The 18,769-nt window shown below is 56.3% G+C and carries 14 protein-coding genes; 2 read left to right on the plus strand and 12 right to left on the minus strand.

Annotation, left to right across the window (positions count from 1 at the left end):
* Positions 1-118: 118 nt before the first annotated feature.
* Both AC4EYZ_RS03445 and AC4EYZ_RS03450 read right to left on the minus strand, forming a co-directional pair.
* A complete protein-coding gene (locus AC4EYZ_RS03445; RefSeq protein WP_400674941.1) occupies positions 119-2,488 on the minus strand; it encodes a Tex family protein in 2,370 nt (789 codons plus the stop codon).
* 80 nt (positions 2,489-2,568) lie between these two features.
* A complete protein-coding gene (locus tag AC4EYZ_RS03450; RefSeq protein WP_027958820.1) occupies positions 2,569-2,796 on the minus strand; it encodes a DUF1127 domain-containing protein in 228 nt (75 codons plus the stop codon).
* Positions 2,797-2,917: 121 nt separating this feature from the next.
* On the opposite strand from AC4EYZ_RS03450, the gene AC4EYZ_RS03455 reads away from it, so the two are divergent.
* A complete protein-coding gene (locus tag AC4EYZ_RS03455; RefSeq protein ID WP_039860607.1) occupies positions 2,918-3,778 on the plus strand; it encodes a LysR substrate-binding domain-containing protein in 861 nt (286 codons plus the stop codon).
* 243 nt (positions 3,779-4,021) lie between these two features.
* Here the strand turns inward: AC4EYZ_RS03455 and AC4EYZ_RS03460 are convergent, their stop codons facing one another.
* The 6 genes from AC4EYZ_RS03460 to yrfG form a co-directional block, all read right to left on the minus strand.
* Positions 4,022-5,209: an alpha-hydroxy acid oxidase gene (locus AC4EYZ_RS03460; RefSeq protein WP_230806105.1), complete on the minus strand. Its 1,188-nt coding sequence runs from the start codon at positions 5,207-5,209 to the stop codon at positions 4,022-4,024.
* Positions 5,210-5,253: 44 nt separating this feature from the next.
* Entirely contained in the window at positions 5,254-5,760 is a 507-nt protein-coding gene (gene msrB, locus AC4EYZ_RS03465; protein ID WP_022519711.1) for a peptide-methionine (R)-S-oxide reductase MsrB, read from the minus strand.
* A gap of 223 nt (positions 5,761-5,983) precedes the next feature.
* Complete coding sequence (locus AC4EYZ_RS03470) at positions 5,984-7,540, minus strand: phosphoenolpyruvate carboxykinase (protein ID WP_027958817.1); 1,557 nt, start codon at positions 7,538-7,540, stop codon at positions 5,984-5,986.
* 301 nt (positions 7,541-7,841) lie between these two features.
* Complete coding sequence (gene hslO / locus AC4EYZ_RS03475; protein WP_490204124.1) at positions 7,842-8,717, minus strand: Hsp33 family molecular chaperone HslO; 876 nt, start codon at positions 8,715-8,717, stop codon at positions 7,842-7,844.
* Between the two features lie 67 nt (positions 8,718-8,784).
* Positions 8,785-9,174: an RNA-binding S4 domain-containing protein gene (locus tag AC4EYZ_RS03480; RefSeq protein ID WP_022519714.1), complete on the minus strand. Its 390-nt coding sequence runs from the start codon at positions 9,172-9,174 to the stop codon at positions 8,785-8,787.
* On the minus strand, positions 9,171-9,863 hold the full coding sequence (yrfG, locus tag AC4EYZ_RS03485; protein ID WP_027958816.1) for a GMP/IMP nucleotidase: 693 nt from the start codon (positions 9,861-9,863) through the stop codon (positions 9,171-9,173). Before yrfG ends, AC4EYZ_RS03480 begins: the two co-directional genes overlap by 4 nt.
* A gap of 77 nt (positions 9,864-9,940) precedes the next feature.
* On the opposite strand from yrfG, the gene nudE reads away from it, so the two are divergent.
* Entirely contained in the window at positions 9,941-10,582 is a 642-nt protein-coding gene (gene nudE, locus AC4EYZ_RS03490; RefSeq protein WP_022519716.1) for an ADP compounds hydrolase NudE, read from the plus strand.
* Positions 10,583-10,790: 208 nt separating this feature from the next.
* On the opposite strand, the gene AC4EYZ_RS03495 is transcribed toward nudE, so the two are convergent.
* From AC4EYZ_RS03495 to AC4EYZ_RS03510, 4 genes are all read right to left on the minus strand, one after another.
* Positions 10,791-11,849, minus strand: coding sequence for an oxidoreductase (locus AC4EYZ_RS03495; RefSeq protein WP_490204125.1), 1,059 nt, complete (start codon positions 11,847-11,849; stop codon positions 10,791-10,793).
* 56 nt (positions 11,850-11,905) lie between these two features.
* Positions 11,906-13,750, minus strand: a complete 1,845-nt coding sequence (gene ilvD, locus AC4EYZ_RS03500; protein ID WP_490204126.1) for a dihydroxy-acid dehydratase — start codon at positions 13,748-13,750, stop codon at positions 11,906-11,908.
* A 351-nt stretch (positions 13,751-14,101) separates the two neighbouring features.
* Positions 14,102-16,276 carry a methyl-accepting chemotaxis protein gene (locus AC4EYZ_RS03505; protein WP_490204127.1) on the minus strand — a complete coding sequence of 725 codons (2,175 nt, stop codon included), beginning with the start codon at positions 16,274-16,276 and terminating at the stop codon, positions 14,102-14,104.
* Positions 16,277-16,525: 249 nt separating this feature from the next.
* A complete protein-coding gene (locus AC4EYZ_RS03510) occupies positions 16,526-18,691 on the minus strand; it encodes a methyl-accepting chemotaxis protein (RefSeq protein WP_041157914.1) in 2,166 nt (721 codons plus the stop codon).
* Positions 18,692-18,769: the final 78 nt, after the last annotated feature.

Below are 18,769 nucleotides of genomic sequence, written 5' to 3' on the forward strand. Positions count from 1 at the left end.
TTGAGCGGGCCTTGGTGTAGTCAGGTGGCATCGCCATCATCGCTGATTCAAAAACAGAAAACAGGATATGGCGGCAACGATCGTTTTTTCAAGACACCTTCGCTTCCAGGACACGCGACTATTTGCCGCCACGCGCTTTCAATAGCGCAGCTCCAAGCGCACCCATGGGCTCTGGCGCTTCCGCTTTATTAGCGTTGTTACGCTGGTTTCGAGCCGGTTTACGAGCACCACTGTATTGCTCTTTAGGCGAGCCACTGTTCTTATTGGCACCGCTGTTAGCACCGTTTTCAGCCTCAGGCTGGTCATCCAAACGCATCGATAGACCTACCCGTTTGCGGGGGATATCAATGCTCATCACTTTAACGGTGACAATATCACCTGCTTTCACCACGCTGCGGGGGTCATCGATAAAGCGATCAGATAGCGCCGAGATATGTACCAGGCCGTCCTGATGGACACCGATATCCACAAAAGCGCCGAAGTGGGTCACATTGGTGACTGTGCCTTCGAGCACCATGGAAAGCTTGAGGTCATTAAGGGTTTCGACACCTTCGCGGAATTCGGCCGCTTTAAACTCAGGGCGAGGGTCGCGACCAGGTTTATCCAGTTCTTTGAGGATATCGCTGACGGTGGGCACGCCGAAACGCTCATCGGCAAAATCGGCGGGCTTTAAGGCTTTCAACGCGGCGCTGTCGCCAATCAAGCCGCGTACTTCACGCCCGCTCTGCTTGGCGATACGTTCCACCAGTGAGTAGGCTTCCGGGTGAACGGCGCTGGCATCCAAGGGGTTATCGGCATTGTGGATACGCAGGAAACCCGCGCACTGCTCGAAGGTTTTGGCACCGAGGCGGCTCACTTCTAACAGCTCTTTACGGTTTTTGAAGGCGCCTTTGACATTACGCTGAGCAACGATATTTTCGGCCAGCGCAGCGCTCAGACCGGCTACCCGTGAAAGCAGTGCGCTGGAAGCGGTATTGAGGTCGACGCCCACGGCGTTAACACAGTCCTCAATGACGACTTCCAGGCTGCGCGACAGCTGTACTTGGGAGACATCGTGCTGGTATTGGCCTACGCCAATCGACTTGGGCTCGATTTTAACCAGTTCGGCCAGCGGATCCTGCAGGCGGCGACCAATAGAGACGGCACCGCGCACAGTGACATCGAGATCCGGCATTTCCCGTGAGGCGTATTCAGAGGCGGAGTAGACCGAGGCGCCCGCTTCAGAGACCATCACTTTGCTTAACCGGTGCGCTGGTGCCAGCGCTTTTAGCAGCTCGCCCGCGAGCTTGTCAGTTTCACGGCTGGCGGTGCCATTGCCCACCGCAATCAGCTCGACGCCGTGCTGTTTCACCAGCTTAGCCAGCACGCTCAAGGCTTCATTCCACTGGTTTTGCGGCGCATGGGGATAGATAGTGGTGTGATCGACAAATTGCCCAGTGGCATCGATCACCGCGACCTTACAGCCGGTGCGCTGGCCGGGGTCGATAGCCAGCGTCACTTTTTGCCCCGCCGGCGCAGCCAGCAGCAGGTCTTTTAGGTTGGCCGCAAACACTTCAATGGCGGTAAGCTCAGCCTGTTCGCGCAGGCGGCCCAGCAGCTCGGTCTCCAGTGCTGTATAGAGCTTCACCCGCCAGGTCCAGCGCACCACTTCGGCTAACCACTTATCCGCCGGGCGGCCCTGGTCGCTGATGCCAAACTGCTTGGCAATCGCCAACTGGGCGGGGTGAATGGGGGCCTCGTCTTCGCCGGGCAGTCGAATCGACAGGCTCAACACGCCTTCGTTACGCGCCCGGAACATTGCCAAAGCGCGGTGTGATGGCGCTTTGGCGAGTTTCTCATCGTGCTCGAAATAGTCGGAGAACTTGGCGCCCTCCTGCTGCTTACCCTCCAGCACACGGGCGCTGAGCTGGCCCTCTTGCCACAGCCGTTCGCGCAGTTGGCCGATGAGCTCGGGATCCTCGGCGAAGCGCTCCATCAAGATCTGCTTGGCGCCATCCAGAGCGGCCTTGGCATCTTCGATGGCAGGAATATCGCCTTCTGCTGGGCGCAGATAGTTTTCCGCTTCGCTTTCCGGATTAAGCGTTGGATCGGCAAGCAGCGCATCCGCCAGCGGCTCAAGCCCTGCTTCGCGAGCGATTTGCGCTTTGGTGCGGCGTTTTTTCTTAAACGGCAGGTATAAATCTTCCAAGCGTTGCTTGGTCTCGGCAGCGTCGATGCTGGCTTTCAGCGTAGCATCGAGCTTGCCCTGCTCATCAATGGCGACAAGTACCGCGGCGCGGCGCTCTTCCAACTCACGCAGATAGCGAAGCCGTTCATCCAACTGGCGCAGCTGGATATCGTCCAGCGCGCCGGTGACTTCTTTACGGTAACGGGCAATGAAGGGCACTGTGGCGCCGCCATCCAGCAGCTCCACCGTGGCGGACACTTGCTCGGGACGCACACCAAGCTCAGTGGCCAGGCGGGAAATAATACGCTGATTGACATCCATAAATTGCAACTAACTCATGCAGCATTTTTTAGTGCCAACAAGGTATCACAAACGCGCCACGGCTGGCATGACTTGCGGCTTCAGCGTCGCCACCCGTGGTCATCCCAGAACGGGCGGCGTGACTCGCGCTGTACGTCATCGCGGCTGATGCCAATATCTTTCAGCATGTCATCGCTCAAATGGCGCAAGGAATCCCGCTCGCGACGCAATTGGTACCAGCGATAAATTCTTTCCCGCCAGGTGATGCTGGGTTGCTTCTCAGCAGATTGGCACTGTTGGTTCTGCAAGCAGTGTAGCGAGCGCTCCATTTCAACCTCCCTTCGCCGCCAGCAGCGGCGTGGTGAATAAGTGTTGAAGGAAGTATTGAACAGCGCCTAAAATCAATCCAACGAATACTCCTTATATTCAACATCAAAAAGATTGATAGCCATGGCCACACTACCCACCATCGATCATGAGCTGCTGCGCACCTTTGTGGCCATTGTCGACCAGGGCGGCTTCACCCGCGCCGCTCAGACGGTAAACCGCACTCAATCAGCCGTCAGCATGCAAATCAAGCGGCTGGAAGAGGATGTTATTCAGCGCCCACTGTTTGTGCGCCAGAATCGCCAGCTGCTGTTAACCAGCGAAGGGCATACGCTGCTGGGTTATGCACGCAAAATTCTTTCATTGCAGGGAGAAGCGCTGACGCTGCTGCGCCAGCCGGATATGGTGGGCCGTGTGCGACTGGGGGTGCCGGATGACTATGTGATGCGTTTTCTGCCCGGCATTCTGAAAACCTTCTCCCAAGCCTGGCCGCTGGTGGATGTGGATGTGCACTGCGCCCCCTCGTCGGTACTCTCTCAGCAGCCGCAAGGGAGCCTAGACCTGATTATTATGACGCGGGAGATAGGCGACGAAGTTGGCACCATTTTAAGGCGTGAGGCTACCGTGTGGGTCTCAGCTGAGAGCCATTGCACACATTTACAGACACCAGTACCCCTTGCCATGTTTGAGGCTCCCTGCTTTTGTCGGCGTCATGCCTGCAATGCACTGGATCGCGCAGGTCGGGCCTATCGAGTCGCTTACAGCAGCCCGAGCTTGGCGACGTTACAGGCGGTTGTGGGGGCGGGCTTGGCAGTGTCTGCCTGGATGCGCAGTTTAGTCACCGCCGACATGCAGATATTGGGTAAAAAAGAAGGGTTTCCCGAACTGCCGGAAGCGTCCATCGTTTTGCAGCACACCTCCGCCACCCAGTCACCGATTATCGATAGCCTGGCCGAGCATATTGTTGAAGGGTTTAGGCTTTAATCAGTTAGATGCACGTACCCGTAGCGCGTGGTAACGAGGAACGCGAGCTCAGCGAGCGTTCGTAGGCACCCGCGGGAGGCGTCGGCACGACGCCCAATGGCACTTCAGCCAAACTCCGGCACCGCTTCGCGCTGCTTCCGCGGGTGCGCCTTAGGCTTACCACGCGCTACTAAATCTCGCATGCACATGGATGTGGGGATTCCAAGGGGATGTGCACGTTATGCACATGGCCGAGGCACGTAATCACACTGTTGATAGGTAGAGGCAGGAGCGGTCTAGCTGTGAGAGACTGGTCAGCCCTAGCAAAGCCATATTGCGCTCAATTTCACGCTGCAAAAGATCAGCGACATGCTCTACCCCAGCCTGCCCTGCGCAGGCGGCGGCATAGTTGAAAGGACGCCCCACAAAGACAAAATCAGCCCCCAATGCCAGCGCTTTGATCACATCGGTGCCGCGCCGGAAACCGCTGTCGATCATAATGGGGATATCACTAACGCGACGCTTGATCTCGGGTAGCACCTGAAGCGGGGAAATGGTGCAATCCAACTGCCGAGCGCCGTGATTAGAAAGAATAATGCCATCAACCCCTGCCTGCTGAGCACGTACTGCGTCTTCCGGGTTTAATATCCCTTTGACGATCAAGGTGTCGGGCCACAGGCGCCGTACAAGATCGAGATAACCCCAGTCAAAATGGCGTCGCCCCGAAAAGTCCCGCGCTGCTTGGCGGGAGATAACGGGAGCGCCCCGCTCGGCATAGTTGTTTTCGAAATGCGGCATGCCGTGCTTCCACAAGGTGCGCAGGAAGGTATTGCATAGCCAACCAGGCCGTATCAGACCATCAAATGCTAGGCGAAGGGTTGGCTCGAGAGGGGATGAAAACCCCGAACGGCGGAAATTGTCGGGATTGGGCGGCACCGGGTAATCAAGCGTTACCACCAGCTTCTTGAAGCCGGCTCGCTTGATCCGCTCGAGCAGGGCCTCGATACCTTCTGGGGTACCGGGCAGGTAGGCCTGAAACCAGTCGGCTCCCTCCACCTTAGCCACCTCCTCCATGGGCACCAGCGATGAACCACTCATAACCATGGGCAGGTTGCGCTTTGCTGCTGCCCGCGCCAGCACTAAGTCGCCTTGGTAAGTTGACAGCGCACTAATGCCCATGGGGGCGATACCGAACGGAACAGTGTAGCGTTTGCCATAAAGCTCGGTGTGCAGATCAATCTGCGAGACGTTGACAAACGCCTTGGGCAAAAAGCGGTAATCATCAAAAGCGGTGAGGTTGGCTCGCTGGGTTCGCCCATCCTCGGCCACATGGTCGATATAGCCAAAAATTGGCCTGGGCAACACTTTTCGGGCCAGCCGCTCAACATCATGCAGGTTATGGATGCTGGCGAGTTTCTTTCGAGTCCATCGTTGTTGGAGCCAACCTTTCACGCAACACTCCTAATGATTGTTCTATCCTCCCCCCGCTCGGCAGCCTAGCTCGATTCAGCAGGCACGAAGCGCAAGGCAACGCCATTGTTGCACCAGCGCAGGCCGGTGGGTTCGGGGCCATCTTCGAAGACGTGGCCCTGATGGCCACCGCAGCGGGCGCAGTGGTATTCGGTACGGGGCCAAACCAGCTTGAAGTCCAGCTCGGTCAGCATATGCCCTTCCACGTGTTCGAAAAAGCTTGGCCAACCGGTACCGGAATCATATTTCATTTCACTGGTGAAGAGTAACAGATCGCAGCCAGCGCAGCGGTATTCACCATCCCCCCACTCCTTGTCCAACGGGCTTGAAAAGGCGGGTTCAGTGCCTGCCTTTCGGAGTACATCAAAGGCTTCATCGGAGAGTCGTTCACGCCATTCGGCTTCACTAAGCTCCAGTGGCTCCAGGCCTGGTGCAGCCTCCAGGTCAAGCCGTGGAAAGCCAAATGACAGTCCAGGTATCACCCCGACCGCGCCGGTTAGTCCGGCTAGGCCTAAAAATTGACGTCTTTTCATGAGAATCACTCCCCAGAAATTGGCAAGGAAAATAATCGGCCAGCAAAAGAGCCAATAAAAATGGGACAGTGCCGTGGCGCTGTCCCATTCTGAGGTCGATCATTTCTGTGTAGTTTAGTCGCTATTGGGTGCGACTTACTTACACTGGCACGCTACTTTTTCTGCTGCTTTTTCTAGCGGCCTGACACGCTGGTCAACTGACGTCCAAGTCATCAACTGATGCTCAGGTCAGTTGGGGGCCTGCCTGGATAATGGCCTCATTGACGCCTTCAAATTTCTTGAAGTTATCGACGAATTTGGTCGCCAGGTCTTTGAGGTGGCGGTCGTAGGCGTCACGGTCTTGCCAGGTTTCACGCGGGTCGAGCAGGCTGGAATCAACGCCCGGCACGGCAAGCGGCACTTGCAGATTGAGCCCATCGATGTGCTTGGTCTCGATGTCGCGCAGCACTCCAGACTGAATCGCGCTGATGATGGCACGCGTGGTCGGAATGGAGAAGCGTGCGCCACCTTCGCCGTAAGCGCCGCCAGTCCAGCCGGTATTAACCAGATATACCTGGGCGTCTTTTTTCTCGACACGCTTGATCAGTAGATCAGCGTACTCACGGGCAGGACGCGGGAAGAACGGTGCGCCAAAGCAGGTAGAGAATGTGGCGGCCAAGCCTTCAGAGGAGCCCATTTCAGTGGAGCCCACTTTAGCGGTGTAGCCAGACAGAAAGTGATACGCCGCGGCTTCTTTGGAAAGAATGGATACCGGGGGCAGTACGCCGGACATATCGCAGGTCAGGAACACGATGGCATTCGGCTCGCCAGCCAGGTTTTCCGCTACGCGCTTCTCAACGTGCTCTAACGGGTACGCGGCACGGGAGTTTTGGGTCAGGCTATCGTCGGCGTAATCAGGCTCACGACGGTCGTCCAGCACCACGTTTTCCAGTACGGTGCCAAACTTGATGGCGTTCCAGATGACCGGCTCGTTCTTCTCGGAAAGATCGATACACTTGGCGTAGCAGCCACCTTCCATATTGAAGACGACCCCATCCCCCCAAGCGTGTTCGTCATCGCCGATCAAGAAGCGCGCCTGATCCGCCGAGAGCGTGGTTTTACCGGTGCCAGAGAGACCGAAGAAGAGACAGGTTTCGCCATCTTCACCCACGTTCGCCGAGCAGTGCATGGGCAGTACGTCGGCAGCTGGCAGCAGGAAGTTCTGCACCGAGAACATGGCTTTCTTCATTTCACCGGCGTAGCGCATACCCGCGATAAGCACTTTTTTCTCGGCGAAGTTGATGATCACGCAGCCGTCAGAGTTGGTGCCATCGCGAGTAGGGTCACACTCAAAGCCTGCGGCGTTAAGAATCGTCCACTCGTCTTTAACTGCTTGGTTGTAAGCCTGAGGGCGTACAAACATGGTGCGGCCAAACAGGTTTTGCCAAGCGGTTTCGGTGGTGACGCGCACCGGCAGGTAGTGAGTGGAATCACTGCCCACGTGCAGCTCAGAGACAAAATGCTCTTGGCTGACCAGGTGGTCATTGACTCGATCCCACAGGGCGTTGAACTTGCCGGCGTCGAAGGGCTGGTTAACGTTGCCCCAATCGATTTGGCTGCTAGTGGAGGGCTCATCAACGATATAGCGGTCTTTCGGTGAGCGACCGGTACGCAGGCCGGTCTTGACTACCAAGGCGCCGTTGGCTGAGAGGCGGCCTTCGCCACGTGCCACTGCGCGCTCGACTAGTTCGGCGCTGCTGAGATTAACGTGGGATTGGGGAGCGGCTTGAGTCGTGGTCATTTCGATTCCTGGGCTTCTCTCGGTTTACCGGGCGTCACCGACGCCTTGATGTTCATCCCAACCACTGTGAAACCGGCTGGGCGCGCTGAAGTTCGGCGCATTATGGCAAAAAGAAAGCCCCCAGGAAACGGGGGCGCAGATCAAATATCTTGTAGTTAAACTACTACAAAGGCACTACATTTTGTGTTGCAGCGCAGTAAAAATTCAAACATCCGTTTGCACGAAGCACCAAATTCATTGAATCCATTGGCGCTCCTAGCACTGCTGGTAAACACCCTGATATACGCTTTCGACTACACACTTAGTGAATCGTGGGCGGTGGCGCGTCAGGGTCGTCCAACAAAGTTTCAATATCCGCTGCTGTGTAGTGATATTTCGTGTGGCAAAAGTGGCATTGGGTATCAATAGCCCCCTGCTCGTGCAAAATATCCCGCAGTTCCTCTTTACCCAGAGAGTGCAACGCGTAGCTCATACGCTCACGGGAGCAGGTGCAGCCAAAGCGCAGTGCTTTGGGTTCAAAAACACGCACGGTCTCTTCGTGATAGAGACGATGCAGCACCTCGCGCTGCTCAAGGCCGAGCAGTTCTTCCGTTTTGATCGTATCGGCTAGCTGTACGCTGCGATCCCAGGCATCGACATCCTGGTTTTGTGACTCTTCTGGTAGCCGCTGCAGCAGTAACCCGCCCGCACGCTTCTCATCGGCGGCCAGCCAGAGGCGGGTTGGCAACTGCTCAGATTGGCTGAAATAGGCTTCCAGGCAGCCGCCCAGGGTCTCTTGATCCAACGCCACAATACCTTGATAGCGGTGGCCCTCACGGGGATCGAGGGTAATCACGATCTGGCCTTCTCCCACTAGTTCGCGGAAGCTGGCGTGCTCGCTGGGCAGTGCGGCGTCTTCTGCTATGCGGGCAATCGCGCGCAGTTCACCACCGGGGTTGGACTCGGCCATTAACAGTGACAGGACGCCGCGTCCACGTACCTCGATACTCAACGTGCCATCCAATTTCACGGTATCGGTAAGCAACGCCACGGCGGCTAATAGCTCGCCCAACAGCTCATTCACCGCCGGAGGGTAGGCATGGCTATCCAGCACTTCGTGGTAGGCGGCCGCCAGGGTGACGATCTCGCCGCGGACATTGGTGTGATCGAACATAAAACGTTGAATTTGATCGGACATAATTTGGCAACCTAAGTATTTAAGTGCAGCAAGTATTTAAGGACGGCTAGCGTTTAACAGCGAGGATCTACTCGCCCTGGTGGCGCTGGAAGCGCTGGATATCGCGGCGCTGCTTTTTGTCGGGGCGCTTGAGAGGATGCTGCATCGCTTCGTTAGTGAGGCGTCTTGCTTCGGCCTCTTTAGCACGACGCTGCACGCTCTCTTCGGTTTCTGCATAGAGCGTGCGCGCTTCTGGTGCCCCGCGGCGTTGATCCGAAAGCGATAAGACCTCGACCTCCAATATCTCCCAGCCCTGGGGCACGCGAATAAGCGCACCGACTTCCACCTGCTTGCTGGTTTTAGCGCGACCGCCGTCGTAATTCACTTTCCCGCCCTCGATAGCTTTTTTAGCCAGTGCGCGGGTCTTAAAAAAGCGTGCGGCCCACAGCCATTTATCCAAGCGTACGCTCTCACTCATTTAGGCACTCCTTGGGTTGCTGACACCTGTTCAGGAAGCTGTTCGGGTAGCAGGTGGGCAAAGCGATCGAGGGCAATAAATTCTTGCAGCTCTTTTTCAGGCCGCTGGCTGTCGGGCTGTTTAATGCCCAGTAAATGCTTAATGCCAAACTCACGAGCGCTCTCGAGTACACGGGCGTTGTCGTCGATAAACAGCGTACGCGTGGGATCAAAGGCTTCGATGTCTTGTAGCGCAAACCAAAACGCCTGCTCCTCTTTGGCGGCTCCTACGTCCTCGGAAGAGACGATCGCGTCCAGGTAACTTTCCAAACCGGTGAGCGGCAGCTTCAGGGCAAGACTCGCACGATCCGCGTTAGTGGCGAGCACGACCCTCGGGTGGGCCTGTTTGAGCCATTTGAGGAAATCCAGAGCATCGCTACGCAGGCCTATCAAGTGCTGGACTTCGCGCTTCAGAGCGACGATATCCACGCCCAGCTCGCGGCTCCAGTACGCCAGGCTGTACCAGTTTAAGGTGCCCTGCTCGCCGATAATACGCGCGCGCAGCGCCTCCTGGGAGGCTTCATCCAGTTGGTGCAGTTCGCGGTAGCGCCGCGGCAGGTGCTCGAGCCAAAAGTGGCTGTCGAAGTGTAAATCCAGCAGCGTGCCGTCCATATCCAAGAGGACGGTGTCTATCTCGCGCCAATCAATCATTGCCGCTCCAGTCACGTTAGGAGTAAGCGTGCTATTGTAGCTTAACCGCCTTTTACCAGCCATGGAGGCCCACTTTTATGTCTACGCCCCCCCCAACTCGCGACACCTTCAATCACCCTGAAGGTGCCAGTGCTAAGCGTTCGGGCTACCAGCAAAAGCCGCAAATTTTGGCTCGCAAGAGCGTGGCCCAGAGCCGTTTATTCCAGATTGAGTCGCTTGATTTGCGTTTTTCTAACGGAGAAGAGCGCCAATTTGAGCGCTTGACCGGCGCTGACCGCGGCGCAGTGATGATGGTGGCGATGCCCGACCCAGACCACGTGCTGCTGATACGTGAATACGCCGCTGGATTTGAAGATTATGTGCTCACCCTGCCAAAGGGATTAGTCGACCCTGGCGAAGATATCATTACCGCGGCTAACCGCGAGTTGATGGAGGAGTGTGGCGTTGGCGCTCACCGCATTGAACCGCTGGTCGAGCTTTCGCTGGCACCCAACTATATGCGCCACCGTATGCAGGTACTCCTCGCCACCGACCTGTACCCCAAGCGCCTGCCAGGGGATGAGCCAGAGCCATTGATTGTGGAAACCCACGCCATCGAGGAGCTACCCGCCCTACTACTGCGCGAGGATTTTCACGAAGCCCGCGCTATCGCCGCGCTCTATATCGCCCGGGATAGGTTGCGGGAAGAGAAACGCAATAGTGCGACGGATTTGCTTTGAAGTATCTAAGTAGGAAGTAGCTTCGCTCAAGGTGGGTCGATGTCATCGTGAGCGAAGCTACCTCATTTTTGTCATTGCGAGCGAAGCGAAGCAATCTCGGGGTTATACTGCCGCCGCTGGTTGAGATTGCCGCGTCGCTACGCTCCTCGCAATGACATAATAAGAAGGCTCCTCACACGCAAAAGCGACTAATCCCCCGCCCCTCTCTCTAAAGATGATTTTTCAATGCGATCCAGCGGCGCTGGCGGTGGCTATCCAGCCCGGCTTCCAGCAAGGACATTGAGCGCAGGGCGTCGTCGACGCTTACCGGTAGCGGTGCTTTATCGCGGATAGCTGCGGCAATGCCTTGGTAATAGGCAAGGTAGTCCCCCGGCAGGGTCGCAAGTTCACGACGCGTTAGCGGTGCGTTATCCCCCTCCCCTTCGCGCAGTGTCAGGGTGCCATGTTGAGTATCTTCGCCCCACTGGGGTGTCGGCACTTCGCCTGCTTTTAAGCGGTCCTCTTGAGGGTCTAGGCCATACTTAATGAAGCTGCCTTGGGTGCCATTAATCCGGAAGCGCGGTGTCGGTTCGGCCACCAGCGTGCCCGCCGCCAAGGTAACGCGAAAGCTTTCGTAGTCGAGCAGCGCGAGGAAGTCATCGTCAGCCTGGGCGCCATCTCGCAGCACGCCGAGTTCTAGCAGAATAGCCTGGGGCATGCCAAACAGCTCGCAGGCTTGATCTAGCAAATGCGGCCCCAGATCAAACCAGATGCCGCCACCGGGGGTAGCCTTCTCGCGCCAGCGATCACGCACTTCCGGGCGGAAACGGTCAAAGTGGGATTCAAAATTGACCAGTCGCCCTAGCGTCCCCGCCTCAAGCAGGGCCTTAACGGTCAAGAAATCGCTGTCCCAGCGGCGGTTATGAAACACCGACAATAGACGCTCTTTATCATCCGCCAATTTTTTGAGCAGCTTTGCTTCTGACAGGGTCACCGTGAATGGCTTATCGACCACTACGTGCTTGCCCGCCGAGAGAGCGGCTTTGGCGAGGGAAAAGTGGGTATCGTTAGGAGTGGGAATAACGATCAGGTCAATATCACTGCGCTGGCAAAGTGCTAATGCCTGAGCCTCTACCTCAACATCCGGCAGTGACGCCTGCACCTTGGCGGCATCGCTTGAAGAGACCGCGACCAAATCCAGGCCTTCCGTGGCCTGGATCAGCGGTGCGTGGAAGGTTTGGCTAGCGAAACCGTAGCCGACTAATCCAACGTTTATAATCGCCTTCATTTGATTCCTTACTCGGGCTTATTGCATGTTTCAGCTGCATGTTTCAGCTGCGTATATCAGTCGAGTTTGCTTAGATCCCGAACAGCCCCTTTGTCAGCGGAGGTCGCCAACAGCGCATAGGCTTTAAGTGCCGGAGTGATCTTGCGGGGACGCTGCTCGGCAGGCTTCCAGGCAGCGGCACCCTTGGCGTCCATTGCCTCGCGGCGGGCCGCCAGCTCGGCATCGGTCAGTTTGACGTTAATCGCCCGATTGGGGATATCGATGCGGATCAGGTCGCCCTGCTCGATCAATCCAATCGCGCCGCCCGCCGCTGCTTCAGGGGAAACATGGCCAATAGAGAGTCCTGAAGTGCCGCCAGAGAAGCGCCCATCAGTCAGCAGCGCGCAAGCTTTACCCAATCCTTTGGATTTGAGATAGGAGGTCGGGTAGAGCATCTCCTGCATGCCAGGGCCACCTTTCGGGCCTTCGTAACGAATCACGACGACATCACCCTCTTTGACCTTATCCGCCAACACATCGGCGACTGCCTGATCCTGAGACTCCACCACATGGGCGGGGCCTTCAAAGACCAGGATCGAGTCATCGACCCCGGCGGTTTTGACCACGCAGCCATCCAGCGCGATATTGCCATAGAGCACGGCTAAGCCGCCCTGCTGAGAGAAGGCATGCTCAAGGTCTCGAATACAGCCGGTGGCACGATCACCATCCAAACTCGGCCAGCGGGCACTTTGGGAAAATGCCACTTGGGTAGGGACGCCACCCGGCCCGGCTTTAAAGAACTCAACCACTTCCGCGCTTGGCGAGCGCATGATATCCCACTCTTCCAGCGCCGCTTTCAGGCTGTCGCCATACACGGTGGGCACCGAGGTATCCAGCACTCCGGCACGATCCAGTTCCCCCAGGATGGCCATAATGCCACCTGCACGGTGGACGTCTTCGATATGGTACTTCTGGGTATTGGGCGCCACTTTACAGAGTTGGGGCACTTCACGGGAGAGGCGGTCGATATCGGCCATGGTGAAATCCACCTCGGCTTCCTGGGCCGCCGCCAGGAAGTGAAGAATAGTGTTGGTAGAGCCGCCCATGGCGATATCCAGAGTCATGGCGTTTTTGAACGCCGCCTTGGAGGCAATGGCACGCGGCAGCAGGTGGGCTTCTTCGCCTTCGTAATAGCGCTTGGCCAGCTCGACAATGCGATGGCCAGCGGTTTCAAACAGGCGACGACGATCCGAGTGAGTCGCCAAGACGGTACCGTTGCCGGGCAAGGCCAGACCCAGCGCTTCGGTTAAGCAGTTCATGGAGTTGGCGGTAAACATGCCCGAACAACTGCCGCAGGTGGGGCAGGCGCTGCGCTCTACTTCTGCCAGGGTGTCATCATCTACGCTGTCGTCGGCGGCCATCACCATGGCATCAACGAGATCCAGCCCGTGGTTGAGAAGCTTGGTTTTACCCGCTTCCATGGGACCACCGGAAACAAAGATAACCGGAATATTGAGGCGTAGAGCGGCCATCAGCATTCCTGGGGTGATTTTGTCGCAGTTGGAAATACATACCAGCGCATCGGCGCAGTGGGCGTTGCACATATACTCAACGCTATCAGCGATCAGGTCGCGGCTGGGCAGCGAGTAGAGCATGCCGTCGTGGCCCATGGCGATACCATCGTCCACCGCAATGGTGTTGAACTCTTTGGCGACGCCCCCGGCTTTCTCAATCTCCCGCGCCACCAGTTGGCCCATATCCTTTAAATGCACATGGCCCGGCACAAACTGGGTAAAGGAGTTGGCTACCGCGATAATCGGCTTTTGAAAGTCGCCGTCCTGCATACCCGTGGCACGCCACAGGGCGCGGGCACCGGCCATATTGCGGCCAGCGGTGGTGGTACGTGAGCGATACTCTGGCATGGTGTCCTCTACTCTCTAATAAATAGCTAGGCTTTGTACGAAAACTGCCTGCGCTCGGCCATGCTGCGTTAAAAAACGGCTCAAAATGCTCATTTACACCCCGTAAACTCCGCTTTTTCGCCGTTTTTTGCCTTGCCTGACCTTCGCTCGCCGACTTTTCGTACAAAGCCTAGGCTCTATTTTTTATTAGCCCACAGCACGCAAGGCTGCAGGCTAGACTAATTCTGAAAAATATCAGTGGCTTTTGATTGTGGCATGAGCAATGCGCAGAGACTAGATGTGGAGGCTGGATGTAGAGGCTAAATCACGAGACCCGATAGGAAGTAAAGCGCCCTCCATGGCGCCGATTCATCAGAAGGTCGCCCACGCCTCTTCGGCTGGCTGGGCTTGGGCAGTACGCTGAGTCGGGGAGTTTTGGGGCGAGGCTAATGTGGGAGATGACGCTAATGGGGGCGTGGAGCCAAGCCCTGCTTGTTTAAGCAAGCGCTTGCGGGCAGTCTCGCTGCTCTCTTCGGCAGCACCCTCTAAGCGAAAGGCGGCGATAACGTTGGCCAGACTCAGTGCTTCGCGGGTGAGGCCTTGAGCAGCGCTGGAAATCGACTGTACCTTGGAGGCATTCTGCTGGGTGACATGATCCATCTCCGCGACGGCGGTATTGATTTGCGCGATACCGTTGCTCTGCTCATCGGAGGCGGTGCTGATCTCTTCCATGATATCGCTGACTCTCATTACCTGAGTCACTACCTGATCGATAGCGGCTTCGGCCTCCTTCACCGCTTGGGCACCGCCGCTAATCTCCTGGGAGGAGGAGTCGATTAAACGACGAATGTCGCCAGCCGCATCAGCGCTACGCCCGGCCAAGCTACGCACCTCATTTGCCACAACTGCAAAACCACGCCCCTGCTCGCCAGCCCGAGCAGCTTCTACTGAGGCATTCAGCGCCAGAATATTGGTTTGAAAAGCGATGCCGTCGATGACGCTAATAATGTCGGTCATCTTATCGGCGCTGGCAGCGATACGCTCCATGCGTTCGACTAGCGCCTGCATGCGCTCGCCGGTTTCGCGGCTGGTGGTGGCATTTTGCATGGCCAGTTGATTGGCCTGACGGGCGTTTCCGCTGTTTTGCTGCACGGTCGCCGTCATCTGATCCATGCTAGAGGCAGTTTGCTGAAGCGAGGAGGCCTGCTGCTCAGTGCGCGATGCCAGGTCTTCATTCTGCTGTTTGATATGTTCGGACGCAGGTGTCACCACATCGACTTTGTTGCCCACCTCGGTAATCAGCCCCGATAAGCTAGCGCGCATGGTTTCCAGCGAACTCAGCAACTCGCCTAACTCGTCATTACGCTTTAAAGTCACTCGGTTGGCGAGGTTACCCGCGGCAATTTGGAACGTTACCCGGCGGGCCTCGTTGAGTGATTTAATCAGCGATTTGAGTACCGCCATGCTCAGCCCCACCATTAACACAATACCCAGCAGCAGCACGCCCAACTGACCGTACAATAATACCTGTTGCTGCTGTTCGGCATTGTCCATCAGCGTATGCGCAGCCGTGCGTTCTTGTTCAACCAATACATTGATAGTGGCACTAATACTTTCAGAGGTGGGCTGCACGTTGTCATTAAAGGCTTCAAAAGCAGCAAAGCCGTTACCATCGCGGATAGCCGTCAGGGTGATATCGGCACTTTCAATAAAAGTGGTGAGATGTGCCGCTAGCCCCTCTTGCACACCGCCGGTTTCGCGCTCTGCAGTATAGCCTTGCCACGACTGCTCAATGTCGGCACTCATGGTGGTTAACTGGCTTTCAAGAGCATCAAGATCCGCTCGCCTCGGGTTGCGCACCGCCGGTTCTAACGCCTGAATTGCTTGGCTAACCCGCTGACCTATCTGCTGAAGGTCGGTAATGCCTTCAAGGCCCGTTTGATTGAGAGTGCGTAAGCGTTCAGCGGAACTGGTTAAGCCATACACCCCCGCCGCCCCTGCGATGACTAGTAAAGCCACCGAAGCCAGCACCATACCCATTAGTTTGGCCTGCATGCTGCTGAAACTAAAACGCTTTACCCATCCACGCAGGCCGGTGTGGCGTATTGCACCATAATGCAGCTTGAAACCACGCGTTTTGCCCTGTTGCATTGCAGCGTATACCCGCTCTGCCCGGGCAATGGCTCTATCCGCTGCTTTACGTCGGATAGAGGTATAGCCCACCACGCGATTACCATCGAGCAGCGGCGCGATGGTGGTATGCATCCAATACGCTTCTCCCGTTTGGCGGCGATTCTTGATCAGCCCCTGCCAGGTTTTACCGGCCTCAATCGTTTCCCATAGGTTCTTAAAAACCGCTTTAGGCATGCTGGGGTGGCGAAACAGGCTGTGAGGTTCGCCCATGATCTCGTCCAGCGTATAGCCGCTCACCTCTACAAAGGTTTGGTTGGCGTAGGTGATTCTGCCCTGCAGATCCGAGCGTGAGATCAACACTTCGTCATCGGCTAATTCATAAATAGTGGATGCTGCTTGTGCGGCATTATGCATTGAGACCCCCTACTTTTTTATTGAAGGCTTGTGCCATCTTTAGGATTAGCGGTTCCCTAGGAGCCTGTCCGACTTAACACTGATCTACTGCGAATCTATGCTTCTCGCGACGATCGGCCAAGCCAGACAGGCTCCTAACGCTAAGCCTTTTCAATTAGAGGTAATGCATGAAATATGCCACCGCGAAGGGTGGCATGTCATAAAACCGAATAAAGGGAAATCAAGCACCTAACAGTGTCGTCTACCGGGCTAAAACGCTTCCCACTGGTCAGCACGAGGCTGTGTTGCGGGTGTCTTAGCACGCTGCTCTGATGGGGCTGTCAATTGCTGAGTTGCTTTACTGAGTGCCTGGTTGGCGCGCTGTAACTTCGCCCGCGCCTCTTTGATGTTCTCGTCTTGAGCGCCTTCCAAACGGAATGCATCGACCACGTTAGCGAGTTCAAAGGCTTCGAGGGAGAGATTGTCCGCTGACGCCGCAATCGACTGAACTTTTGAAGCGTTCTGCTGGGTCACAAGATCCATTTCGGCAATCGCCGAGTTAATTTGACCGATCCCACTACTCTGCTCGCTGGACGCAGTGCTGATCGACTCCATCAGCTCACTGACTCGACTCACCTGCTGAGAGACTTCCTCAATCGCCCGCTCCGCCTGCTCTACCGCACTACGACCACCGCTGACTTCCTGAGTAGTGCTATCAATCATCTTGCGAATTTCCTGGGCGGCATCTGCGCTGCGACCAGCTAGATTGCGCACTTCGCTGGCGACTACCGCAAAGCCGCGTCCATGTTCACCAGCACGCGCAGCCTCAACCGAGGCGTTGAGTGCCAAAATATTAGTTTGAAAGGCAATGCCGTCGATCACGCTGATCATCTCGGTCATCTTTTCAGCACTCTGGGCGATACGCTGCATGCGCTCCACCAGCTTTTGCATTTGCTGACCGGTTTCCTTGGTGCTGGCAGCGTTCTGCACTGCCAGATCAGTCGCCTGGCGGGCATTATCGGTGTTCTGCTGAACCGTCGAGGTCATCTCCTCCATACTCGAAGCGGTCTGCTGAAGCGACGACGCCTGCTGCTCAGTGCGCGAAGAGAGTTCCTCATTTTCAGCGGCTATCTGCTGAATCGCCGGAGTAACCACTGAGACACGATTCTCTACATCGCCCACGATGCTGGAGAGGCTAAAACGCATGGTGTCCAGGGAGTAGAGCAGCTCGCCCAACTCGTCGTTAGTTTGACGACGTTCACGGGCGGCCAAGTTACCCGCGGCAATTTGGAAAGTGATATACCGCGCGCCCGACAAGCTGCGAAACACGGATTTCAGAATCATTACACTCAAGCCGATCATGACTAAAAAGCCTACCGCCAGTAGCACCAGCTGCGCTATCAGCATTTGCTGACGCCCGCTTTGTGCCTCGGTCACCAGCAATTCGGCATCGGCACGCACCTGCTCAACCAAGGTGCTGTTCATCTCGCGCAGCGACTCTGTGGTCGGCACCACCACGTCATTCAAGGCCTCAAAGGCCGCGAACCCATTACCCTCTTCAATCGCCACAAGGGCGGTTTGCACCGCATCAATCCAGGTATTCAGAGCACTATCAAAAGCCTGGGCGGTCTCATCAGTGACCGTCGCATCCGCATAGTAGCCCGCCCACAGCGTCTGCATGGCATCGGTATACTGGCCAATGTCTGCGTTGACGGCCTCCAGGTCAGCCCGACGAGGGCTTCGTACCGCAGGTTCCAGCGTGCCAACCGTTTGACCAATATAGCGTTCGATATTCTGCAGCGAGGCGACATCGCTCAAACCTGAGCGATTAATGGTTTCCAGCCGCTCGCCGGAGAGTAACAGCGCAGAGACTCCCAACCCACCCGAAAGACAGAGTAGCAGCAGCGACGCCACCACCATACTGATGAGCTTGGCTTTCAGGCTAGTGAACTGAAAGCGCGACAGCATTCCAGTCAAGCCTTTACGCCGCAGCGTGCCATGGGCTAGTGCGTAGTGGCGGGATTTACCTTTTTCGCGAATCTCGGCATAGATTTTTTCTGCCTGGTTAATGGCTTTTTCTGACGCTTTGCGGCGCACGGAAGTGTAGCCGACGATGCGCTCACCGTCCCGCAGCGGCGCCACGGTGGCATTCACCCAGTAGTGATCGCCATTTTTACGCCGATTTTTAACCACACCTTGCCAGGTTGTCCCCGCTTGGATGGTTTTCCAGAAATCCTTGTAAGCAGCTTCAGGCATATCAGGGTGACGAAGGAGGTTATGGGGAGAGCCAATGAGTTCTTCACGGCTATAGCCACTGACCTCAACAAAAGTAGGGTTGGCGTAGGTCACATTGCCCTTTAAATCCGAGCGGGAAATAAGCACCGCTTCCTCACTCAGAACATACTCACGCTGCGTCACGGGCTGGTTATTGCGCATTAGTTCTCCAAGAATTAGATATTCTTAATTTTTATAAAAGCAGAGGTCATTATCGCTATAGATCATCTCGGCAAACCA

This window comes from Vreelandella sp. 162(4c) (assembly GCF_058152265.1).

Bases quoted from the DNA above. Each gene is read 5' to 3' on its own strand.
- AC4EYZ_RS03445 (WP_400674941.1), bottom strand. From the start codon at position 2,488: ATGGATGTCAATCAGCGTATTATTTCCCGCCTGGCCACTGAGCTTGGT.
- AC4EYZ_RS03450 (WP_027958820.1), bottom strand. From the start codon at position 2,796: ATGGAGCGCTCGCTACACTGCTTGCAGAACCAACAGTGCCAATCTGCT.
- AC4EYZ_RS03455 (WP_039860607.1), top strand. From the start codon at position 2,918: ATGGCCACACTACCCACCATCGATCATGAGCTGCTGCGCACCTTTGTG.
- msrB (WP_022519711.1), bottom strand. From the start codon at position 5,760: ATGAAAAGACGTCAATTTTTAGGCCTAGCCGGACTAACCGGCGCGGTC.
- AC4EYZ_RS03470 (WP_027958817.1), bottom strand. From the start codon at position 7,540: ATGACCACGACTCAAGCCGCTCCCCAATCCCACGTTAATCTCAGCAGC.
- hslO (WP_490204124.1), bottom strand. From the start codon at position 8,717: ATGTCCGATCAAATTCAACGTTTTATGTTCGATCACACCAATGTCCGC.
- AC4EYZ_RS03480 (WP_022519714.1), bottom strand. From the start codon at position 9,174: ATGAGTGAGAGCGTACGCTTGGATAAATGGCTGTGGGCCGCACGCTTT.
- yrfG (WP_027958816.1), bottom strand. From the start codon at position 9,863: ATGATTGATTGGCGCGAGATAGACACCGTCCTCTTGGATATGGACGGC.
- nudE (WP_022519716.1), top strand. From the start codon at position 9,941: ATGTCTACGCCCCCCCCAACTCGCGACACCTTCAATCACCCTGAAGGT.
- AC4EYZ_RS03495 (WP_490204125.1), bottom strand. From the start codon at position 11,849: ATGAAGGCGATTATAAACGTTGGATTAGTCGGCTACGGTTTCGCTAGC.
- ilvD (WP_490204126.1), bottom strand. From the start codon at position 13,750: ATGCCAGAGTATCGCTCACGTACCACCACCGCTGGCCGCAATATGGCC.
- AC4EYZ_RS03505 (WP_490204127.1), bottom strand. From the start codon at position 16,276: ATGCATAATGCCGCACAAGCAGCATCCACTATTTATGAATTAGCCGAT.
- AC4EYZ_RS03510 (WP_041157914.1), bottom strand. From the start codon at position 18,691: ATGCGCAATAACCAGCCCGTGACGCAGCGTGAGTATGTTCTGAGTGAG.